This window comes from Streptomyces sp. Root1310, from assembly GCF_001426425.1.
Taxonomy (GTDB): Bacteria; Actinomycetota; Actinomycetes; order Streptomycetales; family Streptomycetaceae; genus Streptomyces.
On the sequence record NZ_LMEQ01000032.1, the window covers coordinates 215,968 to 230,770 of the forward strand.

Here is a 14,803-nt window from a genome sequence, read left to right on the forward strand (position 1 = left end):
TCCCGCGCCAATTGCTTCGGAACCGCCCGCCCCGCGGGGCCCGGCCCGCTCCCGGCCCGCCCCCGCCTCCTCCCCCCACCCCCGGCGCCCGCCGTCTGACCAGCGCGGACGGTCGTCGATCGGCTGGGAAAATCGTGAGTGGCGCGGCGGCGTTCTCTGTACGTTGTAGGAGTGCGCGAGCGCACGATCAGCGCTTCCGCTCTTCTTCCGAACCCACCGAGGCACCCACGTGTTCCTGACGATCAGCACCACCGGCACCCCTGAACGCCCCGCCACCGATCTGGGCTTTCTGCTGCACAAGCATCCCGACAAGGCGCAGGCGTTCTCCACCTCCTACGGCAAGGCCCACGTCCTCTATCCCGAGGCCGATGCCGAGCGCTGCACGGCGGCGCTGCTGCTGGAGGTGGACGCCGTGGCGCTGGTCCGGCGCGGCAAGGGCAAGGGCCGGGGCGGTGCTCCGGACGCGGCCCTCGCCCAGTACGTCAACGACCGCCCCTACGCGGCCTCCTCGCTGCTCGCGGTCGCCCTGAGCGGCGTGTTCTCCAGCGCGATGCGCGGTGTGTGCACGGCGAAGCCCGAACTCCCTTCGCAGACAAGGCCGTTGCGTGTCGAGGTCCCCGCGCTGCCCGCCCGCGGCGGCGTCGACCTCGTGCGTGGTCTGTTCGAGCCGCTCGGCTGGGCCGTGAACGCCGAACCGGTGGCCCTCGACACGGAGTTCGAGGAGTGGGGAAACTCGCGGTATGTGAGCCTGGTCCTGGAGGCGGAGACGCTCACCGTCGCCGAGGCTCTGCGTCACCTGTACGTCCTGCTGCCCGTCCTCGACGACGCCAAGCACTACTGGGTCTCCTCCGACGAGGTCGACAAGCTGCTGCGCGCCGGTGAGGGATGGCTGTCGGATCACCCCCAGCAGAAACTGATCACCAGTCGTTACCTCTCCCGCCGCTGGTCGCTGACCCGCGAGGCGATGGAGCGGCTGGAGCTGGTCCGGCTCGCCGAGGCCGACGACAGCGAGGTCGAGGAGATCGACAACGCGGTCGAGGCGGAGGCCGAGACGGAGGAGCGCCCGACCCCGCTGGCCGTGCTGCGCCGTGAGGCGATCGTCACGGCGCTGACGGAATCCGGGGCCGCCCGGGTCCTCGACCTCGGCTGTGGACAGGGCCAGTTGGTGCAGGCGCTGCTGAAGGACCCGCGATTCACCGAGATCGTCGGGGTCGACGTGTCGATGCGCGCGCTCACCATCGCCTCCCGGCGACTGAAGCTGGACCGGATGGGCGAGCGGCAGGCCTCCCGCGTCCAGCTCCTCCAGAGCTCCCTCGCCTACACCGACACCCGGCTCAAGGGCTACGACGCGGCCGTGCTCAGCGAGGTGATCGAGCACCTCGACCTGCCCAGGCTGCCCGCCCTGGAGTACGCGGTGTTCGGTTCCGCCCGTCCGCGCACGGTTTTGATGACCACCCCGAACGTCGAGTACAACGTCCGCTGGGAGAGCCTCCCGGCAGGACACGTCCGGCATGGCGACCACCGCTTCGAGTGGACCCGCGAGGAGTTCCGCGGCTGGGCGGCCGCTGTCGCCGAACGGCACGGCTACGCCGTCGAGTTCGTCCCGGTCGGCTTGGACGACCCGGAGGTCGGTCCGCCCACCCAGATGGCCGTTTTCACCATGAGCAGCGTGAACGAGAAGGAGGCGAAGGCAGCATGACCGACACTCAGGTTTCCACGAACCAGGGCCGCGTCCTGCCCGTCACCGACCTCTCCCTGGTCGTGCTGATCGGTGCGTCCGGGTCCGGCAAGTCCACGTTCGCCCGCCGCAACTTCAAGGCCACCGAGGTCATCTCCTCCGACTTCTGCCGAGGCCTGGTCTCCGACGACGAGAACGACCAGAGCGCGACCCGGGACGCCTTCGACGTCCTGCACTACATCGCGGGCAAGCGGCTCGCGGCCGGCCGTCGCACGGTGGTCGACGCCACCAGCGTGCAGCAGGACGCCCGCCGTCAGCTGATCGACCTGGCGAAGCAGTACGACGTGCTGCCCATCGCCATCGTGCTGGACGTGCCGGAGGAGGTGTGCGCCGAACGCAACGCGGCCCGTACCGACCGCGCCGACATGCCCCGCCGGGTCATCCAGCGTCACACCCGCGAACTCCGCCGCTCGCTGCGTCACCTGGAGCGCGAGGGCTTCCGCAAGGTGCACGTCCTGCGGGGCGTCGAGGACGTCGAGAACGCCTCGGTCGTCACCGAGAAGCGCTACAACGACCTGACCCACCTCACCGGCCCGTTCGACATCATCGGAGACATCCACGGATGCGCCTTCGAACTCGACGTCCTCCTGGGCAAGTTGGGTTATGTGGACGGCGTCCACCCGGAGGGCCGGCAGGCCGTTTTCGTCGGTGACCTGGTCGACCGGGGCCCGGACAGCCCGGGCGTGCTCCGTCGGGTGATGGCGATGGTCAAGTCGGGCAACGCCCTGTGCGTGCCCGGCAACCACGAGAACAAGTACGGCCGTCACCTGCGCGGCCGCAAGGTCCAGCACACCCACGGACTGGCCGAGACCATCGAGCAGATGGAGAGCGAGAGCGAGGAGTTCCGCACCGAGGTAAGGGAGTTCATCGACGGCCTTGTCAGCCACTACGTCCTCGACGGCGGCAGGCTCGTGGTCTGTCACGCGGGTCTGCCGGAGAAGTACCACGGCCGCACCTCCGGACGGGTCCGCTCGCACGCGCTGTACGGCGACACCACCGGCGAGACGGACGAGTTCGGCCTGCCGGTGCGCTACCCGTGGGCCGAGGACTACCGGGGCCGCGCGGCGGTGGTCTACGGCCACACGCCCGTCCCGGAGGCCACCTGGCTGAACAACACGATCTGCCTGGACACCGGCGCCGTGTTCGGCGGCAAGCTGACCGCGCTGCGCTGGCCGGAGCGCGAGCTGGTCGACGTACCGGCGGAGCAGGTCTGGTACGAGCCGACGAAGCCGCTGCGCTCCGAGGCACCCGGCGGGCACGACGGCCGCCCGCTGGACCTGGCGGACGTACAGGGCCGACGCATTGTCGAAACCCGTTACGAGGGTCAGAACCGGGTCTCGATCCGCGAGGAGAACGCGGCCGCGGCCCTGGAGGTCATGAGCCGTTTCGCGGTGGACCCGCGGCTGCTGCCGTACCTGCCGCCGACGATGGCTCCCACGGCCACCTCGCACGTCGAGGGCTACCTGGAGCACCCGGCGGAGGCGTTCGCGCAGTACGCGCAGGACGGTGTCGCGCGGGTCGTGTGCGAGGAGAAGCACATGGGCTCGAGGGCGGTGGCCCTGGTGTGCCGCGACGCGGAAACGGCGCGCAAGCGCTTCGGCGTGGACGGCCCCACCGGGTCCCTGTACACCCGCACGGGCCGGCCGTTCTTCGACGACGAGAGCGTGACGGAGGAGATCCTCGGCCGGATACGGACCGCGGTGGACGAGGCCGGTCTCTGGACGGAGCTGGCCGCCCCCGGCAGCGCCTCCGGCACGGTGGACTGGCTGCTGCTGGACGCCGAGCTGATGCCCTGGTCGCTGAAGGCATCGGGTCTGCTCCGCTCGCAGTACGCGGCCGTGGGCGCCGCGTCCCGCGCGGTCTTCCCGGGCGCCCTGTCCGCCCTGGAGGGCGCGGCGGCACGCGGTGTCGACGTCGGGGACCTTCTCTCCCGTCAGCGTGAACGCGCCTCGGACGCCGCCGCGTTCACCGAGGCGTACCGCCGTTACTGCTGGACGACGGACGGTCTGGAGGGCGTACGGCTGGCCCCGTTCCAGATCCTCGCGGTCCAGGGCCGCAGCCTCGCCGACCTGCCCCACGACGAGCAGCTGTCGCTCCTCGACCGGCTGGTGGAACACGACAACACGGGTCTGCTCCAGACGACCCGCCGTCTCTACGTCGACACGGCCGACCCCGAGTCGGTCCAGGCGGGTGTCGACTGGTGGCTGGAGATGACGGGCCGAGGCGGCGAGGGCATGGTCGTCAAGCCGCTGGGCGCCCTGGTCCGCAGCGGCGAGGGCCGCCTGGTCCAGCCCGGCATCAAGTGCCGGGGCCGCGAGTACCTCCGGATCATCTACGGCCCGGAGTACACCCGTCCCGACAACCTCACCCGGCTGCGCGGGCGCTTCCTCAACCACAAACGGTCGTTGGCGATCCGCGAGTACGCCCTCGGCCTGGAGGCCCTGGCCCGCCTCGCCGAGGGCGAGCCCCTGTGGCGCGTCCACGAGGCGGTCTTCGGCGTGCTGGCCCTGGAGTCGGAGCCGGTGGACCCGCGGTTGTGAGCGGGGCGCCGGTGTGCGGCGCGGCGGTTCCGCCCGCACGGTGAAGGCCCGTGGAGGAGCCGCCGCCGTGCCCGGCGGCCGGAGGCGGCGCTGCGGCTCAACCGACGAGCCGCAGCGCCGTCTCCGCCCTTCCCACCCGTACCCGCTGCCCCCAGGTCAGCTCCACCGCGTCGCTCTCGATCCCGTCGCCGAAGGCGATGAGCCGTTCCGACTCGACGGTGAGCGTCAGCCGGCCGCCGGCCGCGAGTTCGCCCGCGACCAGCGAGGTGCCGGTCGCGGGGGACGGCCACGCCTCCCGCACGAACCACACCAGCCGGTCCTCCGTCGGGCCTGGAAGGCGCGGGCCCCCGTCGCCCGCGCCGCCCCGCTCCTGCCACACGGACCGGATCCAGCCGGTCGCCCCGGTGCCGGTGCCCACCAGCACCCCTGAGGAGGCCTGGGCCTCGACGGCACCCCCGTCGTCGTCGAGGCCCAGGCGGTAGCGGGCGGTCTGGTGACCCGCGGCGCCCAGATAGATCTCGTTCAGGGCCAGCAGCCGCTGGGTGTCGTCGGCCACCGCCTCGACCATGGTCAGCCCGTCCGTGCCGGTGCCCGCGGCGAACACGGAGGGCAGGAGCAGCCGGGCGTCCGCCGGGCGGTGGCGGACCAGGACGCCCGGATTGCGGCCGGGGTCGGTGTCGATGCCCACCACCGGCTGGCCGGTCAGGTACTTGGCGACGTTCGCCACCAGTCCGTCCTGGCCGACCACGACCACCACGTCCTCGGGGGCGAAGAGGAAGCGGTCCAAGTCCCCGCGCTCCACCCGCGTCTGACGCCAGGTCAGAGGAATGGCAGCCGTCACCTCCGCCATGGCCCGCCTGGTGCGCCGGTGGCGTTCGGCGACCTCCTCGATGTCCCGGCCCCGCGAGGAGAGGAAGAAGGCGGCCTGGCCGTGGGTGCCGTGCCGGGCCACCAACTCCTCGTACTCCGTGGTGCGGTGGACCAGCACGGCCCGCGGGGCGAGACTCATTCCCGTTCCCCGGCGCCGAGCCTCGACAGGAGCCCGGTGAGGACGTCAGGCGAGATCGTCACGCTGTCGATGTGCGGCAGGTTCTCGGCCAGACGCGTCCCGGTCAGGGCGTGCAGGGTCGCCACGTCGACGTCCGCGTGCACGCGCAGCCAGGCGGCCTGCGCCTGGGCCCGCGCCTCGCCGACCTCACGCGCCGCCTGGGCCTCGGCGTGGGCGAGCCGGACCGAGCGGGCCGCCTCCGCCTCCGCGAGCCGGACGGTGCGCGCCGCCTCCGCCAGGGTGAGCCGCTCCGTGCGCTGTGCCTCGGCGTCCGCCAGCCGCACCTGCTTCGCGGCCTCCGCCTCCGCCAGCTTGACCGACCGCGCGGCCTCCGCCTCCGCGAGCCGCACGGACCGGGAGGCCTCCGCCTCCGCGCGCACCTTGTCCGCCGCCGCGTTCTCCTCCGCCTCGCGACGGGTGTTCGTGCCGCGCTGCTCAACCAACTGCTCCTCGCGGCGGGCCAGTTCGATCTGGCTGGCAAGTTCGTTCTCGGCGATCGTCCGCTCCCGCTCGACGGCCACCGCCCGCCGCTCGTACGTCGCCCGGTCGGCCTCCTGCTGGATCTGCTCGCGCGCCGGGGTGCGCAGCGCCCGCTCCACCTCCGGTTCCGGCCGCAGCGCCACGACCCGCACGGCCACGATCTCGATGCCCGTGGCCGGCAGCCGAGGCTCCGCCGCCAGCCCCGCCGCGACCCGCTCCCGTACCGACGTCACGCCGTCCACCAGCGCCGACGCCAGTGACGTACGCGCGAGGACGTCCAGCGCGTGTTGCTGCGCCGTCTCCGTCAGCAGGGTGCCGAGCTGCTCCAGGGGCGCACTGCGCCAGATCCCGGTGTCGGGGTCGATGGAGAAGTCGAGGCGGGCGGCGGCGACGGCCGGGTCGCTGATCCGGTAGGTCACCGTCGCCTGCACCGTCACGTCCTGGAAGTCGACCGTACGGGCGTGGAAGGTCATCGCCAACTCGCGGTCGTCCACCGGCACTTCGGAGAGCGCCGCGCTCAGCGAGCGGAACCAGAAGCTGAGCCCGGGACCGTCGTGCGCCAGCTTGCCGGAGCGGTGGTGGCGCACATGCGCCGTCGGTGCGCCGCGCAGATGGCGCCAGCCCAGGCGCCGGGTGATGTCGGCCATGAGAGACCCCCCTCGATCCGTTTCTCGTCAATGCGACGATAAGAAAACGATAGTCGCGCGTTCCCCTTGTCGTCAAGGGGACGAGAACGGGTGGGAGGTGCCCGAGGGTGACGAGGGGGGAACAAGCTCATGCGGAAACGGTCCAGCAGGGGGTGAAGACGGTCCCTGATGGTCAGGATGGAGGCATGGGATTCCACGTCGACTCCGAGGCCGGGCGGCTGCGCCGCGTCATCCTTCACCGGCCGGATCTCGAGCTCAAAAGGCTCACCCCCAGCAACAAGGACACCCTTCTCTTCGACGACGTGCTGTGGGTGCGCCGGGCACGCGCCGAGCACGACGGGTTCGCCGACGTGCTGCGCGACCGCGGTGTCGCCGTACACCTCTTCGGCGACCTGCTCACCGAGGCCCTGGAGATCCCGGCGGCCCGAGCGCTCGTCCTGGACCGCGTCTTCGACGAGAAGGAATACGGGGTGCTCGCCACCGACCACCTCCGCGCCGCCTTCGAGAAGCTCCCCGCCCCGGAACTGGTGGAGGCCCTCGTCGGCGGTATGACCAAGAGGGAGTTTCTGGAAGCGCATCCCGAACCGACCTCCGTGCGCTTCCATGTCATGGACCTCGACGACTTCCTCCTCGACCCGCTCCCCAACCACCTCTTCACCCGGGACACCTCCGCCTGGATCTACGACGGTGTCGCGATCAACGCCATGCGCTGGCCGGCCCGGCAGCGCGAGACCGTCCACTTCGAGGCGATCTACCGGCATCACCCCCTGTTCCGCGGCGAAACGTTCCGCGTCTGGTCCGAGGGGCAGGCGGACTATCCGTCCACCATCGAGGGCGGCGACGTCCTCGTCATCGGCAACGGCGCCGTACTGATCGGCATGAGCGAGCGCACCACTCCGCAGGCCGTCGAGATGCTCGCCCACAAACTGTTCGCGGCGGGCTCGGCCCAGACCATCGTGGCCCTCGATATGCCGAAACGGCGCGCCTTCATGCACCTCGACACCGTGATGACGATGGTCGACGGCGACACCTTCACCCAGTACGCGGGCCTCGGCATGCTCCGCTCGTACACCATCGAGCCGGGCGTCGGCGAGAAGGAGCTCAAGGTCACCGACCATCCGCCGGAGCACATGCACCGCGCGATCGCCGCCGCCCTCGGTCTGAGCGAGATCCGGGTGCTCACCGCCACCCAGGACGTCCACGCGGCCGAGCGGGAGCAGTGGGACGACGGCTGCAACGTCCTCGCCGTGGAGCCGGGCGTCGTCGTCGCCTACGAGCGCAACGTCACCACCAACACCCATCTGCGCAAACAGGGCATCGAAGTGATAGAGATCCCCGGCAGCGAGCTGGGCCGGGGGAGGGGCGGGCCGCGCTGCATGAGCTGCCCGGTCGAACGGAGCGCCGTATAGGTGTGCCGGACGGTTGTGCCGGGCTGGCGTGCGTACGGAYGTGGCCGTACMGGCGYGCCGTGCGGGCGAGCCGTACGGATGGGTCGTGCGGATGGGTCGTACGGACGTGGCCGTACCGGCGCGCCGTGCGGGCGAGCCTTCTGGGCGTGGCGTTCTGGGTGAGTCTTCTGGGCATGGCGTCTGGGCACGCGTGTGGGTGTGCCGTGCGGGTGTACGGGTGTCGCTCGGGTGTCTGTATAAAAATGTTGAGTGTCGTATAGACTTCCGAGGGTCCTCGTCACCGCAGTCCATGCTGCATCTCTTCACCGCACTTCTGGAGCGACCCCCATGGCGACAGTCCCGACCGCCCTCGCCGGCCGCCACTTCCTCAAGGAGCTGGACTTCACCGAGGAGGAGTTCCGCGGCCTGATCGAGCTGGCCGCCGAGCTGAAGGCCGCCAAGAAGGCCGGGACCGAGGTCCAGCACCTGCGCGGCAAGAACATCGCCCTGATCTTCGAGAAGACCTCTACGCGCACCCGCTGCGCGTTCGAGGTCGCCGCCGCCGACCAGGGCGCCTCCACCACCTACCTCGACCCTTCCGGCTCGCAGATCGGCCACAAGGAGTCGGTGAAGGACACCGCCCGCGTACTGGGCCGGATGTACGACGGCATCGAGTACCGCGGGGCCAGCCAGGACAAGGTCGAGGAGCTCGCCGCCCACGCGGGCGTGCCCGTCTTCAACGGCCTCACCGACGACTGGCACCCCACCCAGATGCTCGCCGACGTGCTCACGATGACCGAGCACTGCGCCAAGAACCTCGGTGAGGACCGTTTCGTCCTCGCCTACCTCGGCGACGCCCGCTTCAACATGGGCAACTCCTACCTGATCACCGGCGCCCTGCTCGGCATGGACGTCCGTATCGTCGCGCCCGAGGCGTACTGGCCCGCCGACGAGGTGGTCGCGCAGGCCCGCAAGCTGGCCGAGGACTCCGGCGCCGCGATCCTGCTCACCGAGGACCTCGCCGAGGGCGTCACGGGCGCCGACTTCGTCGCCACCGACGTGTGGGTCTCCATGGGGGAGCCCAAGGAGGTCTGGGACGAGCGGATCGCCGCCCTCGGCCCGTACGCCGTGACCATGGACGTCCTGCGCGCCACGGGAAACCCGGACGTCAAGTTCCTGCACTGCCTCCCGGCCTTCCACGACCTCGGCACCAAAGTCGGGCGCGAGATCCACGAGGCCCACGGGCTGGATTCCCTCGAGGTGACGGACGAGGTGTTCGAGTCGGCCCACTCGGTCGTCTTCGACGAGGCCGAGAACCGCCTGCACACGATCAAGGCCGTACTGGTGGCGACGCTCGCCTGAGCGGGCGGCCCGGACTCACACGCCACGCCCGCCACAAACGCCACGGCCCATGGTCGACGGCTCAGGGGTGACGGGCTCACGGGTGACAGCCTGCGGGTGACGGGTGACGGGTGACGGGTGACGTGAGGCGCGCCCGTCGCGGCCGGGGCGGCCGACGTCACGCCGGGTGCGGGCGCCACTGTGCCGGAACGGCGGCCAGCCTGAACCACACCGCCTTGCCCTGCTCGGTGGGCCGGTGACCGCAGGACGAGCTGAGGGTGCGGATGAGCAGCAGCCCGCGCCCGTGCTCCTGCCAGGGGTCGGGTTCCTCCCCGGAGGGGTGGGTGAGATCGCCGGGCGGCACCGGGTCGGGGTCGTGCACCTCGACCTGGCAGCCGGTCGGCTGCAGCTCCACCACCAGCTCTATCGGAGCGTCCCCTGCGGTGTGCTCCACGGCGTTGGCCACCAACTCGGCGGTGAGCAGCTCCGCGGTGTCGCTGTCCGCCCCGTGCTTCAGCTCGGCCAGCGCCGTTCGGACCAGAGCACGGGCCACCGGCACGGCCGCGGCGGAGTGCGGCAGCGCGATACGCCAGGAGGCGGGCGGCTCGGAGGGGCGTTCGTACAAGGCGAGTCCGTTCATGGCGCAGGTTCCGATGGTCGACATCAGGTGGCCCTGCTTTCAACTTCAGGAATGGTACGGCGGCCTCCGGCAGAGGCGCTCGTCGGGCGCCGTACGGGACCTTCGGCCCCTGCCCGGCGACTTACCCGGGTCAACGGTCCCTCTCGCGCACCTGATCCCGTTGTTACCGCCTTATTGACGACCGGTGACGTGTGTGACGAGAACATGCCGTGCGGTGACACAGCGATTCTTCCCGGGGCCTCTATCGCGTACTCCTGACGACAGTCACGAGAAGGTGATAGCTTCGGAGTGACTGTCGAGGAGGCCGCCCTCATGAGTCCCTTCACCGGCTCCGCCGCCCGCACCTCCGACTGGCACCACCTGCGCGTCTCGCGCACCGACGGCATCGCCACCGTCACCATGGCCCGACCCGAGAAACTCAACGCCCTCACCTTCGGCGCCTACGCCGACCTGCGCGATCTGCTCGCCGAGCTGTCCCGGGAGCGGTCGGTCCGCGCCCTGGTGCTGGCCGGCGAGGGCCGTGGCTTCTGCTCCGGCGGAGACGTCGACGAGATCATCGGCGCCACCCTCGGCATGGACACCGCCCGGCTGCTCGACTTCAACCGGATGACCGGCCAGGTCGTGCGGGCCGTACGGGAGTGCCCGTTCCCGGTCATCGCCGCCGTGCACGGCGTGGCGGCGGGCGCCGGCGCGGTCCTCGCCCTGGCCGCCGACTTCCGGATCGCCGACCCCAGCGCCCGCTTCGCGTTCCTCTTCACCCGCGTCGGCCTCTCCGGCGGCGACATGGGCGCCGCCTATCTGCTGCCCCGGGTCGTCGGCCTCGGCCACGCCACCCGGCTGCTCATGCTCGGAGAGCCGGTCCGCGCCCCCGAGGCCGAGCGCATCGGCCTGATCAGCGAACTGACGGACGAGGGTCGCTGCGACGAGGCCGCCCAGGCACTCGCCCGCCGCCTGGCCGACGGACCCGCACTGGCGTACGCCCAGACCAAGGCACTCCTCACCGCGGAACTGGACATGCCGCTCGCCGCCTCCGTCGAACTGGACGCCGCCACCCAGGCACTGCTCATGAACGGCGAGGACTACGCCGAGTTCCACGAGGCGTTCACGCAGAAGCGGCCGCCGAAGTGGCGGGGGCGGTGACCATGACGACCGAGGTGGCGGGGGCGGTGACCACGTCGACCGAGGTGGCGGGGGCCGTGACCACGTCGACCGAGGTGGCGGGGACGGTGATCACGTCGACCGACACGCGGACACCGGCGTCAACGGTGCCGGGCGGCGCCGACCCGCGACTTCCCGGAGGTCCGCGACCGGCAGTGGGCGGCCCGCCGCCGCACGACGGCACCGGCCGGCCCCGGCGCGTCGCGGTCATCGGCGGCGGCCCCGGCGGTCTCTACGCCGCCGCCCTGCTGAAACGCCTCGACCCCGCCCGCGAGATCACCCTCTGGGAACGCAACGCCCCCGACGACACCTTCGGCTTCGGCGTCGTCCTCTCCGACGAGACCCTCGGCGGCATCGAACACGCCGACCCGCAGGTCTACGCCGCCCTCCAGCAGGACTTCGTCCGCTGGGACGACATCGACATCGTGCGCCGCGACTGCCGGCACACCTCCACCGGACACGGCTTCGCCGCCCTCGGCCGGCGCAGACTCCTGGAGATCCTGCACGAGCGCTGCCGCTCGCTGGGCGTCGACCTGCGCTTTCGCGCCGAGGCGCCGGACCCCGCGCGGCTGGCGCAGGAGTACGACCTCGTCATCGCCGCCGACGGTGTGCACAGCACCACCCGCGAGGCGTACGCCCAGGCTTTCCGCCCCCGGGTGACGGGCCACCGCTGCCGCTACATCTGGCTCGCCGCGGACTTCGCCTTCGACGTCTTCCGCTTCGAGATCGCCGAGACCCCGCACGGCGTGATGCAACTGCACGGATACCCCTACGCGCCCGACTCCTCGACCGTGATCGTCGAGATGCGCGAAGAGGTATGGCGGGCAACCGGTTTCGACGAACTCGACGAACAGGAGTCGGTCGAGCGCTGCGCCAAGATCTTCGCGGACGCCCTCGGCGGACGCTCGCTCAAGTCCCACCGATCCACCTGGACCAGGTTCCGGACCGTCGTCAACGAGCGCTGGTCGCACGGCAACATCGTCCTGCTGGGCGACGCCGCCCACACCGCCCACTTCTCCATCGGCTCCGGCACCAAGCTCGCCGTCGAGGACGCCCTGGCGCTCGCGGCCTGCCTGCACGAACAACCCGACCTGCACACCGCGTTGACCGCCTACGAGGAGGAGCGCAAGCCCGTCGTCGCCTCCACCCAGCGGGCCGCCCGGGCCAGCCTGGAGTGGTTCGAGAACATAGGCCTCTACCTCGACCAGCCGCCCCGCCGATTCGCCTTCAACCTCCTCACCCGCAGCCGCCGCGTCACCCACGACAACCTGCGCCTGCGCGACCCCCACTTCACCGACGCAGTGGAGCGCGAGTTCGGCTGCCCGCCCGGCACACCCCCGATGTTCACCCCGTTCCGGCTGCGCGGCCTGACCCTGCGCAACCGGGTCGTCGTCTCGCCCATGGACATGTACTCGGCCACCGACGGCCTCCCCGGCGACTTCCACCTCGTCCACCTCGGCGCCCGCGCCCTCGGCGGAGCCGGACTCGTGATGACCGAGATGGTGTGCGTGTCTCCCGAGGGGCGCATCACGCCCGGCTGCACCGGCCTCTACACCGGCCGTCAGGCCGAAGCCTGGCGCCGCGTCACCGACTTCGTGCACGACCGGGCGCCCGGCACCGCGATCGGCGTCCAACTCGGTCACTCCGGGCGGAAGGGGTCGACGAAACGGATGTGGGAGGGGATGGACGAACCGCTGCCCGAAGGCAACTGGCCGCTGGTGGCCGCCTCGCCGCTGCCGTACAAGCCGGGCAGCCGACTGCCCCGCGCGCTCACCCGAGCCCAACTCACCGACCTCCGGCAGGAGTTCGCCGCAGCCGCCGCCCGCGCCGCCCGGTCCGACTTCGATCTGCTCGAACTGCACTGCGCCCACGGCTACTTGCTGTCCGGCTTCCTCTCCCCGCTGACCAACCACCGAACCGACGCCTATGGAGGCACGCTCACCAAGCGGCTGCGCTTCCCGCTGGAGGTCTTCGACGCGGTCCGCGCGGTGTGGCCCGCGGAACGACCGATGACCGTCCGCATTTCGGCCACCGACTGGGCCGAGGGCGGCACTTCGGCCGACGACGCCGTCGAGATCGCCCGCGCCTTCGCCGCGCACGGCGTCGACGCGATCGATGTGTCGACGGGCCAGGTGGTGGCCGACGAGCGACCCGAGTTCGGCCGCTCGTACCAGACACCGTTCGCGGACCGGATCCGGCACGAGGTGCGGGTCCCCGTGATCGCGGTCGGCGCGATCTCCTCCTGGGACGACGTCAACTCACTGATCCTTGCGGGCCGAACGGACCTCTGCGCCCTCGCCCGGCCGCACCTCTACGACCCGAACTGGACCCTGCACGCGGCCGCCGAGCAGGGCTACAGCGGCCCGGGCGCCGAGTGGCCCGCCCCCTATCGCGCGGGCAGCAGGCCGCCGCGCACGGGACGCACGGACGCGCCCAAACCCCGCCTCACGCTGACGAGTTGAGGCGGCGGGGGGGGGGAGGGCAAAGACCCGAGAGCCGACCCGGCAGCCGACTCCCGGGAGTCGGCACGAGAGTCGGGTGGCCCGGGAGTCGGCACGGGAGCCGGCCCGGGCCTCGGTCCGGACATCGGTCCGGGAGGCGACCCGGGAACCGGTGAGGGAGCCGCAGGTGAGCCGGCGCGCGGAGCCTGCCTGGGTGCGACGAGAACCGCCGGGCTCACACCAGTCCCCGATCTGCCGGCACCGCATACACCGCGTCCGCCGAGTCCGGCGGGGTCCGGTCCTGCTTCGTCAGCACCAGCTCGGGGTCGACCGGGGCCTCGTACGGGGCGTCGACACCCGTCAGCCCCGTCAGCCCGCCCGCGGCCTGCCGGGCGTACAGCCCCTTCACGTCCCGCTCCCGGCACACCTCGACCGGGGTCGCGACACGCACCTCGACGTACGGTGTGCCGCTCTTCTCGTGCCGGAGCCGCACCGCCTCGCGGCTGTCGGCGTAGGGCGCGATCACGGGGACGACGGGTTTGAGTGAGTGACTCACGACGCGTGCGGGGTCACTCCCGCGAACTGCGCCCCCGCGTCCCGCAGTCGCTCGTGCAGTCCCCGGAACACGGCCGCCGAACGGGTCCCCGGCCAGTCCTCGGGCAGCAGACGAGCGGGCAGACCTGGGTCGGTGTAGGGCAGGTGACGCCAGGAGTCCAGGGCGAGGAGGTAGTCCCGGTAGGCCTCCTCCGGCGGCGTGTCCGGACGCTGCAGCCAGGCGTGCAGCACGCGCGCGTGACCGTCGAGGAACGTCTCGTGCTCCTTGGCGATGGCCGCCAGGTCCCACCAGCGGGCGACGGACTCGACGGTCGGTGAGAAGCCCAGATGCTCGCCGCGGAAGAGGTCGACGTACGGATCGAGACGCAGCCGTCGGAGGGTGTGCCGGGTCTCGTCGTGCAGCCGCGCAGGCGCGATCCACACCCCCGGTGCGGCGGTGCCGAACCCCAGACCCGCGAGCCGCGACCGAAGCACGTGCCGCTTCTGCCGCTCCGACTCCGGCACGGAGAACACCGCCAGCACCCAGCCCTCGTCCGCCGGTGGGGCCGTGGCATAGATGCGCCGGTCACCGTCGTCGAGCAACTGCCGTGCCTCATCGGACAGTTCATATCCCGCAGCGCCCTGCGCCGTACGTGCCGGCAGCAGCAGTCCGCGCCGCTTCAGCCGGGACACCGAGGAGCGTACGGAGGGCGCGTCGACGCCGACCGCGGCTAGCAGCCGGATCAGCTCGGCGACAGGCACCGGGCCCGGTGCGAAGCGGCCGTACGCGCCGTAGAGCGTGACGATGAGAGACCGGGGTGCGGGCTGGTCGGACACGTTGATCATCT

General features: G+C 71.5%; 11 protein-coding genes and 1 pseudogene. 6 read left to right on the forward strand and 6 right to left on the reverse strand.

Annotation, left to right across the window (positions count from 1 at the left end):
- Positions 1-229: 229 nt before the first annotated feature.
- Positions 230-1,699 carry a 3' terminal RNA ribose 2'-O-methyltransferase Hen1 gene (locus ASD48_RS34235; RefSeq protein ID WP_057605755.1) on the forward strand — a complete coding sequence of 490 codons (1,470 nt, stop codon included), beginning with the start codon at positions 230-232 and terminating at the stop codon, positions 1,697-1,699.
- Positions 1,696-4,278, forward strand: coding sequence for a polynucleotide kinase-phosphatase (locus ASD48_RS34240; protein WP_057605756.1), 2,583 nt, complete (start codon positions 1,696-1,698; stop codon positions 4,276-4,278). Before ASD48_RS34235 ends, ASD48_RS34240 begins: the two co-directional genes overlap by 4 nt.
- A gap of 97 nt (positions 4,279-4,375) precedes the next feature.
- On the opposite strand, the gene ASD48_RS34245 is transcribed toward ASD48_RS34240, so the two are convergent.
- Both ASD48_RS34245 and ASD48_RS34250 read right to left on the reverse strand, forming a co-directional pair.
- A complete protein-coding gene (locus ASD48_RS34245; protein WP_057605757.1) occupies positions 4,376-5,287 on the reverse strand; it encodes an NAD(+)/NADH kinase in 912 nt (303 codons plus the stop codon).
- Positions 5,284-6,453 (reverse strand): SPFH domain-containing protein, encoded by a 1,170-nt coding sequence (locus ASD48_RS34250; protein WP_057605758.1) that lies wholly within the window; start codon positions 6,451-6,453, stop codon positions 5,284-5,286. The genes ASD48_RS34245 and ASD48_RS34250 overlap by 4 nt, the downstream gene beginning before the upstream one ends.
- Positions 6,454-6,638: 185 nt before the next feature.
- On the opposite strand from ASD48_RS34250, the gene ASD48_RS34255 reads away from it, so the two are divergent.
- On the forward strand, positions 6,639-7,862 hold the full coding sequence (locus ASD48_RS34255; protein WP_057605759.1) for an arginine deiminase: 1,224 nt from the start codon (positions 6,639-6,641) through the stop codon (positions 7,860-7,862).
- A 327-nt stretch (positions 7,863-8,189) separates the two neighbouring features.
- Positions 8,190-9,203, forward strand: coding sequence for an ornithine carbamoyltransferase (argF, locus tag ASD48_RS34260; RefSeq protein WP_057605760.1), 1,014 nt, complete (start codon positions 8,190-8,192; stop codon positions 9,201-9,203).
- 157 nt (positions 9,204-9,360) lie between these two features.
- Here the strand turns inward: argF and ASD48_RS34265 are convergent, their stop codons facing one another.
- Complete coding sequence (locus ASD48_RS34265; protein ID WP_057606096.1) at positions 9,361-9,822, reverse strand: ATP-binding protein; 462 nt, start codon at positions 9,820-9,822, stop codon at positions 9,361-9,363.
- Positions 9,823-10,134: 312 nt separating this feature from the next.
- Here ASD48_RS34265 and ASD48_RS34270 point away from each other — a divergent pair, with 312 nt between their 5' ends.
- A complete protein-coding gene (locus ASD48_RS34270) occupies positions 10,135-10,962 on the forward strand; it encodes an enoyl-CoA hydratase family protein (protein WP_057606097.1) in 828 nt (275 codons plus the stop codon).
- Here the strand turns inward: ASD48_RS34270 and ASD48_RS44540 are convergent.
- Positions 10,925-11,068: a hypothetical protein gene (locus ASD48_RS44540; RefSeq protein WP_157880758.1), complete on the reverse strand. Its 144-nt coding sequence runs from the start codon at positions 11,066-11,068 to the stop codon at positions 10,925-10,927. The two genes, ASD48_RS34270 and ASD48_RS44540, sit on opposite strands and share 38 nt — an antisense overlap.
- Before the next feature lie 67 nt (positions 11,069-11,135).
- On the opposite strand from ASD48_RS44540, the gene ASD48_RS34275 reads away from it, so the two are divergent.
- Positions 11,136-13,442 carry a bifunctional salicylyl-CoA 5-hydroxylase/oxidoreductase gene (locus ASD48_RS34275; protein WP_057605761.1) on the forward strand — a complete coding sequence of 769 codons (2,307 nt, stop codon included), beginning with the start codon at positions 11,136-11,138 and terminating at the stop codon, positions 13,440-13,442.
- A gap of 214 nt (positions 13,443-13,656) precedes the next feature.
- Here the strand turns inward: ASD48_RS34275 and ASD48_RS34280 are convergent.
- A pseudogene (locus ASD48_RS34280) lies at positions 13,657-13,956 on the reverse strand (adenylyl-sulfate kinase); the annotation flags it as partial.
- Between the two features lie 17 nt (positions 13,957-13,973).
- Entirely contained in the window at positions 13,974-14,801 is an 828-nt protein-coding gene (locus tag ASD48_RS34285) for a PaaX family transcriptional regulator C-terminal domain-containing protein (RefSeq protein WP_057605762.1), read from the reverse strand.
- Positions 14,802-14,803 lie beyond the last annotated feature (2 nt).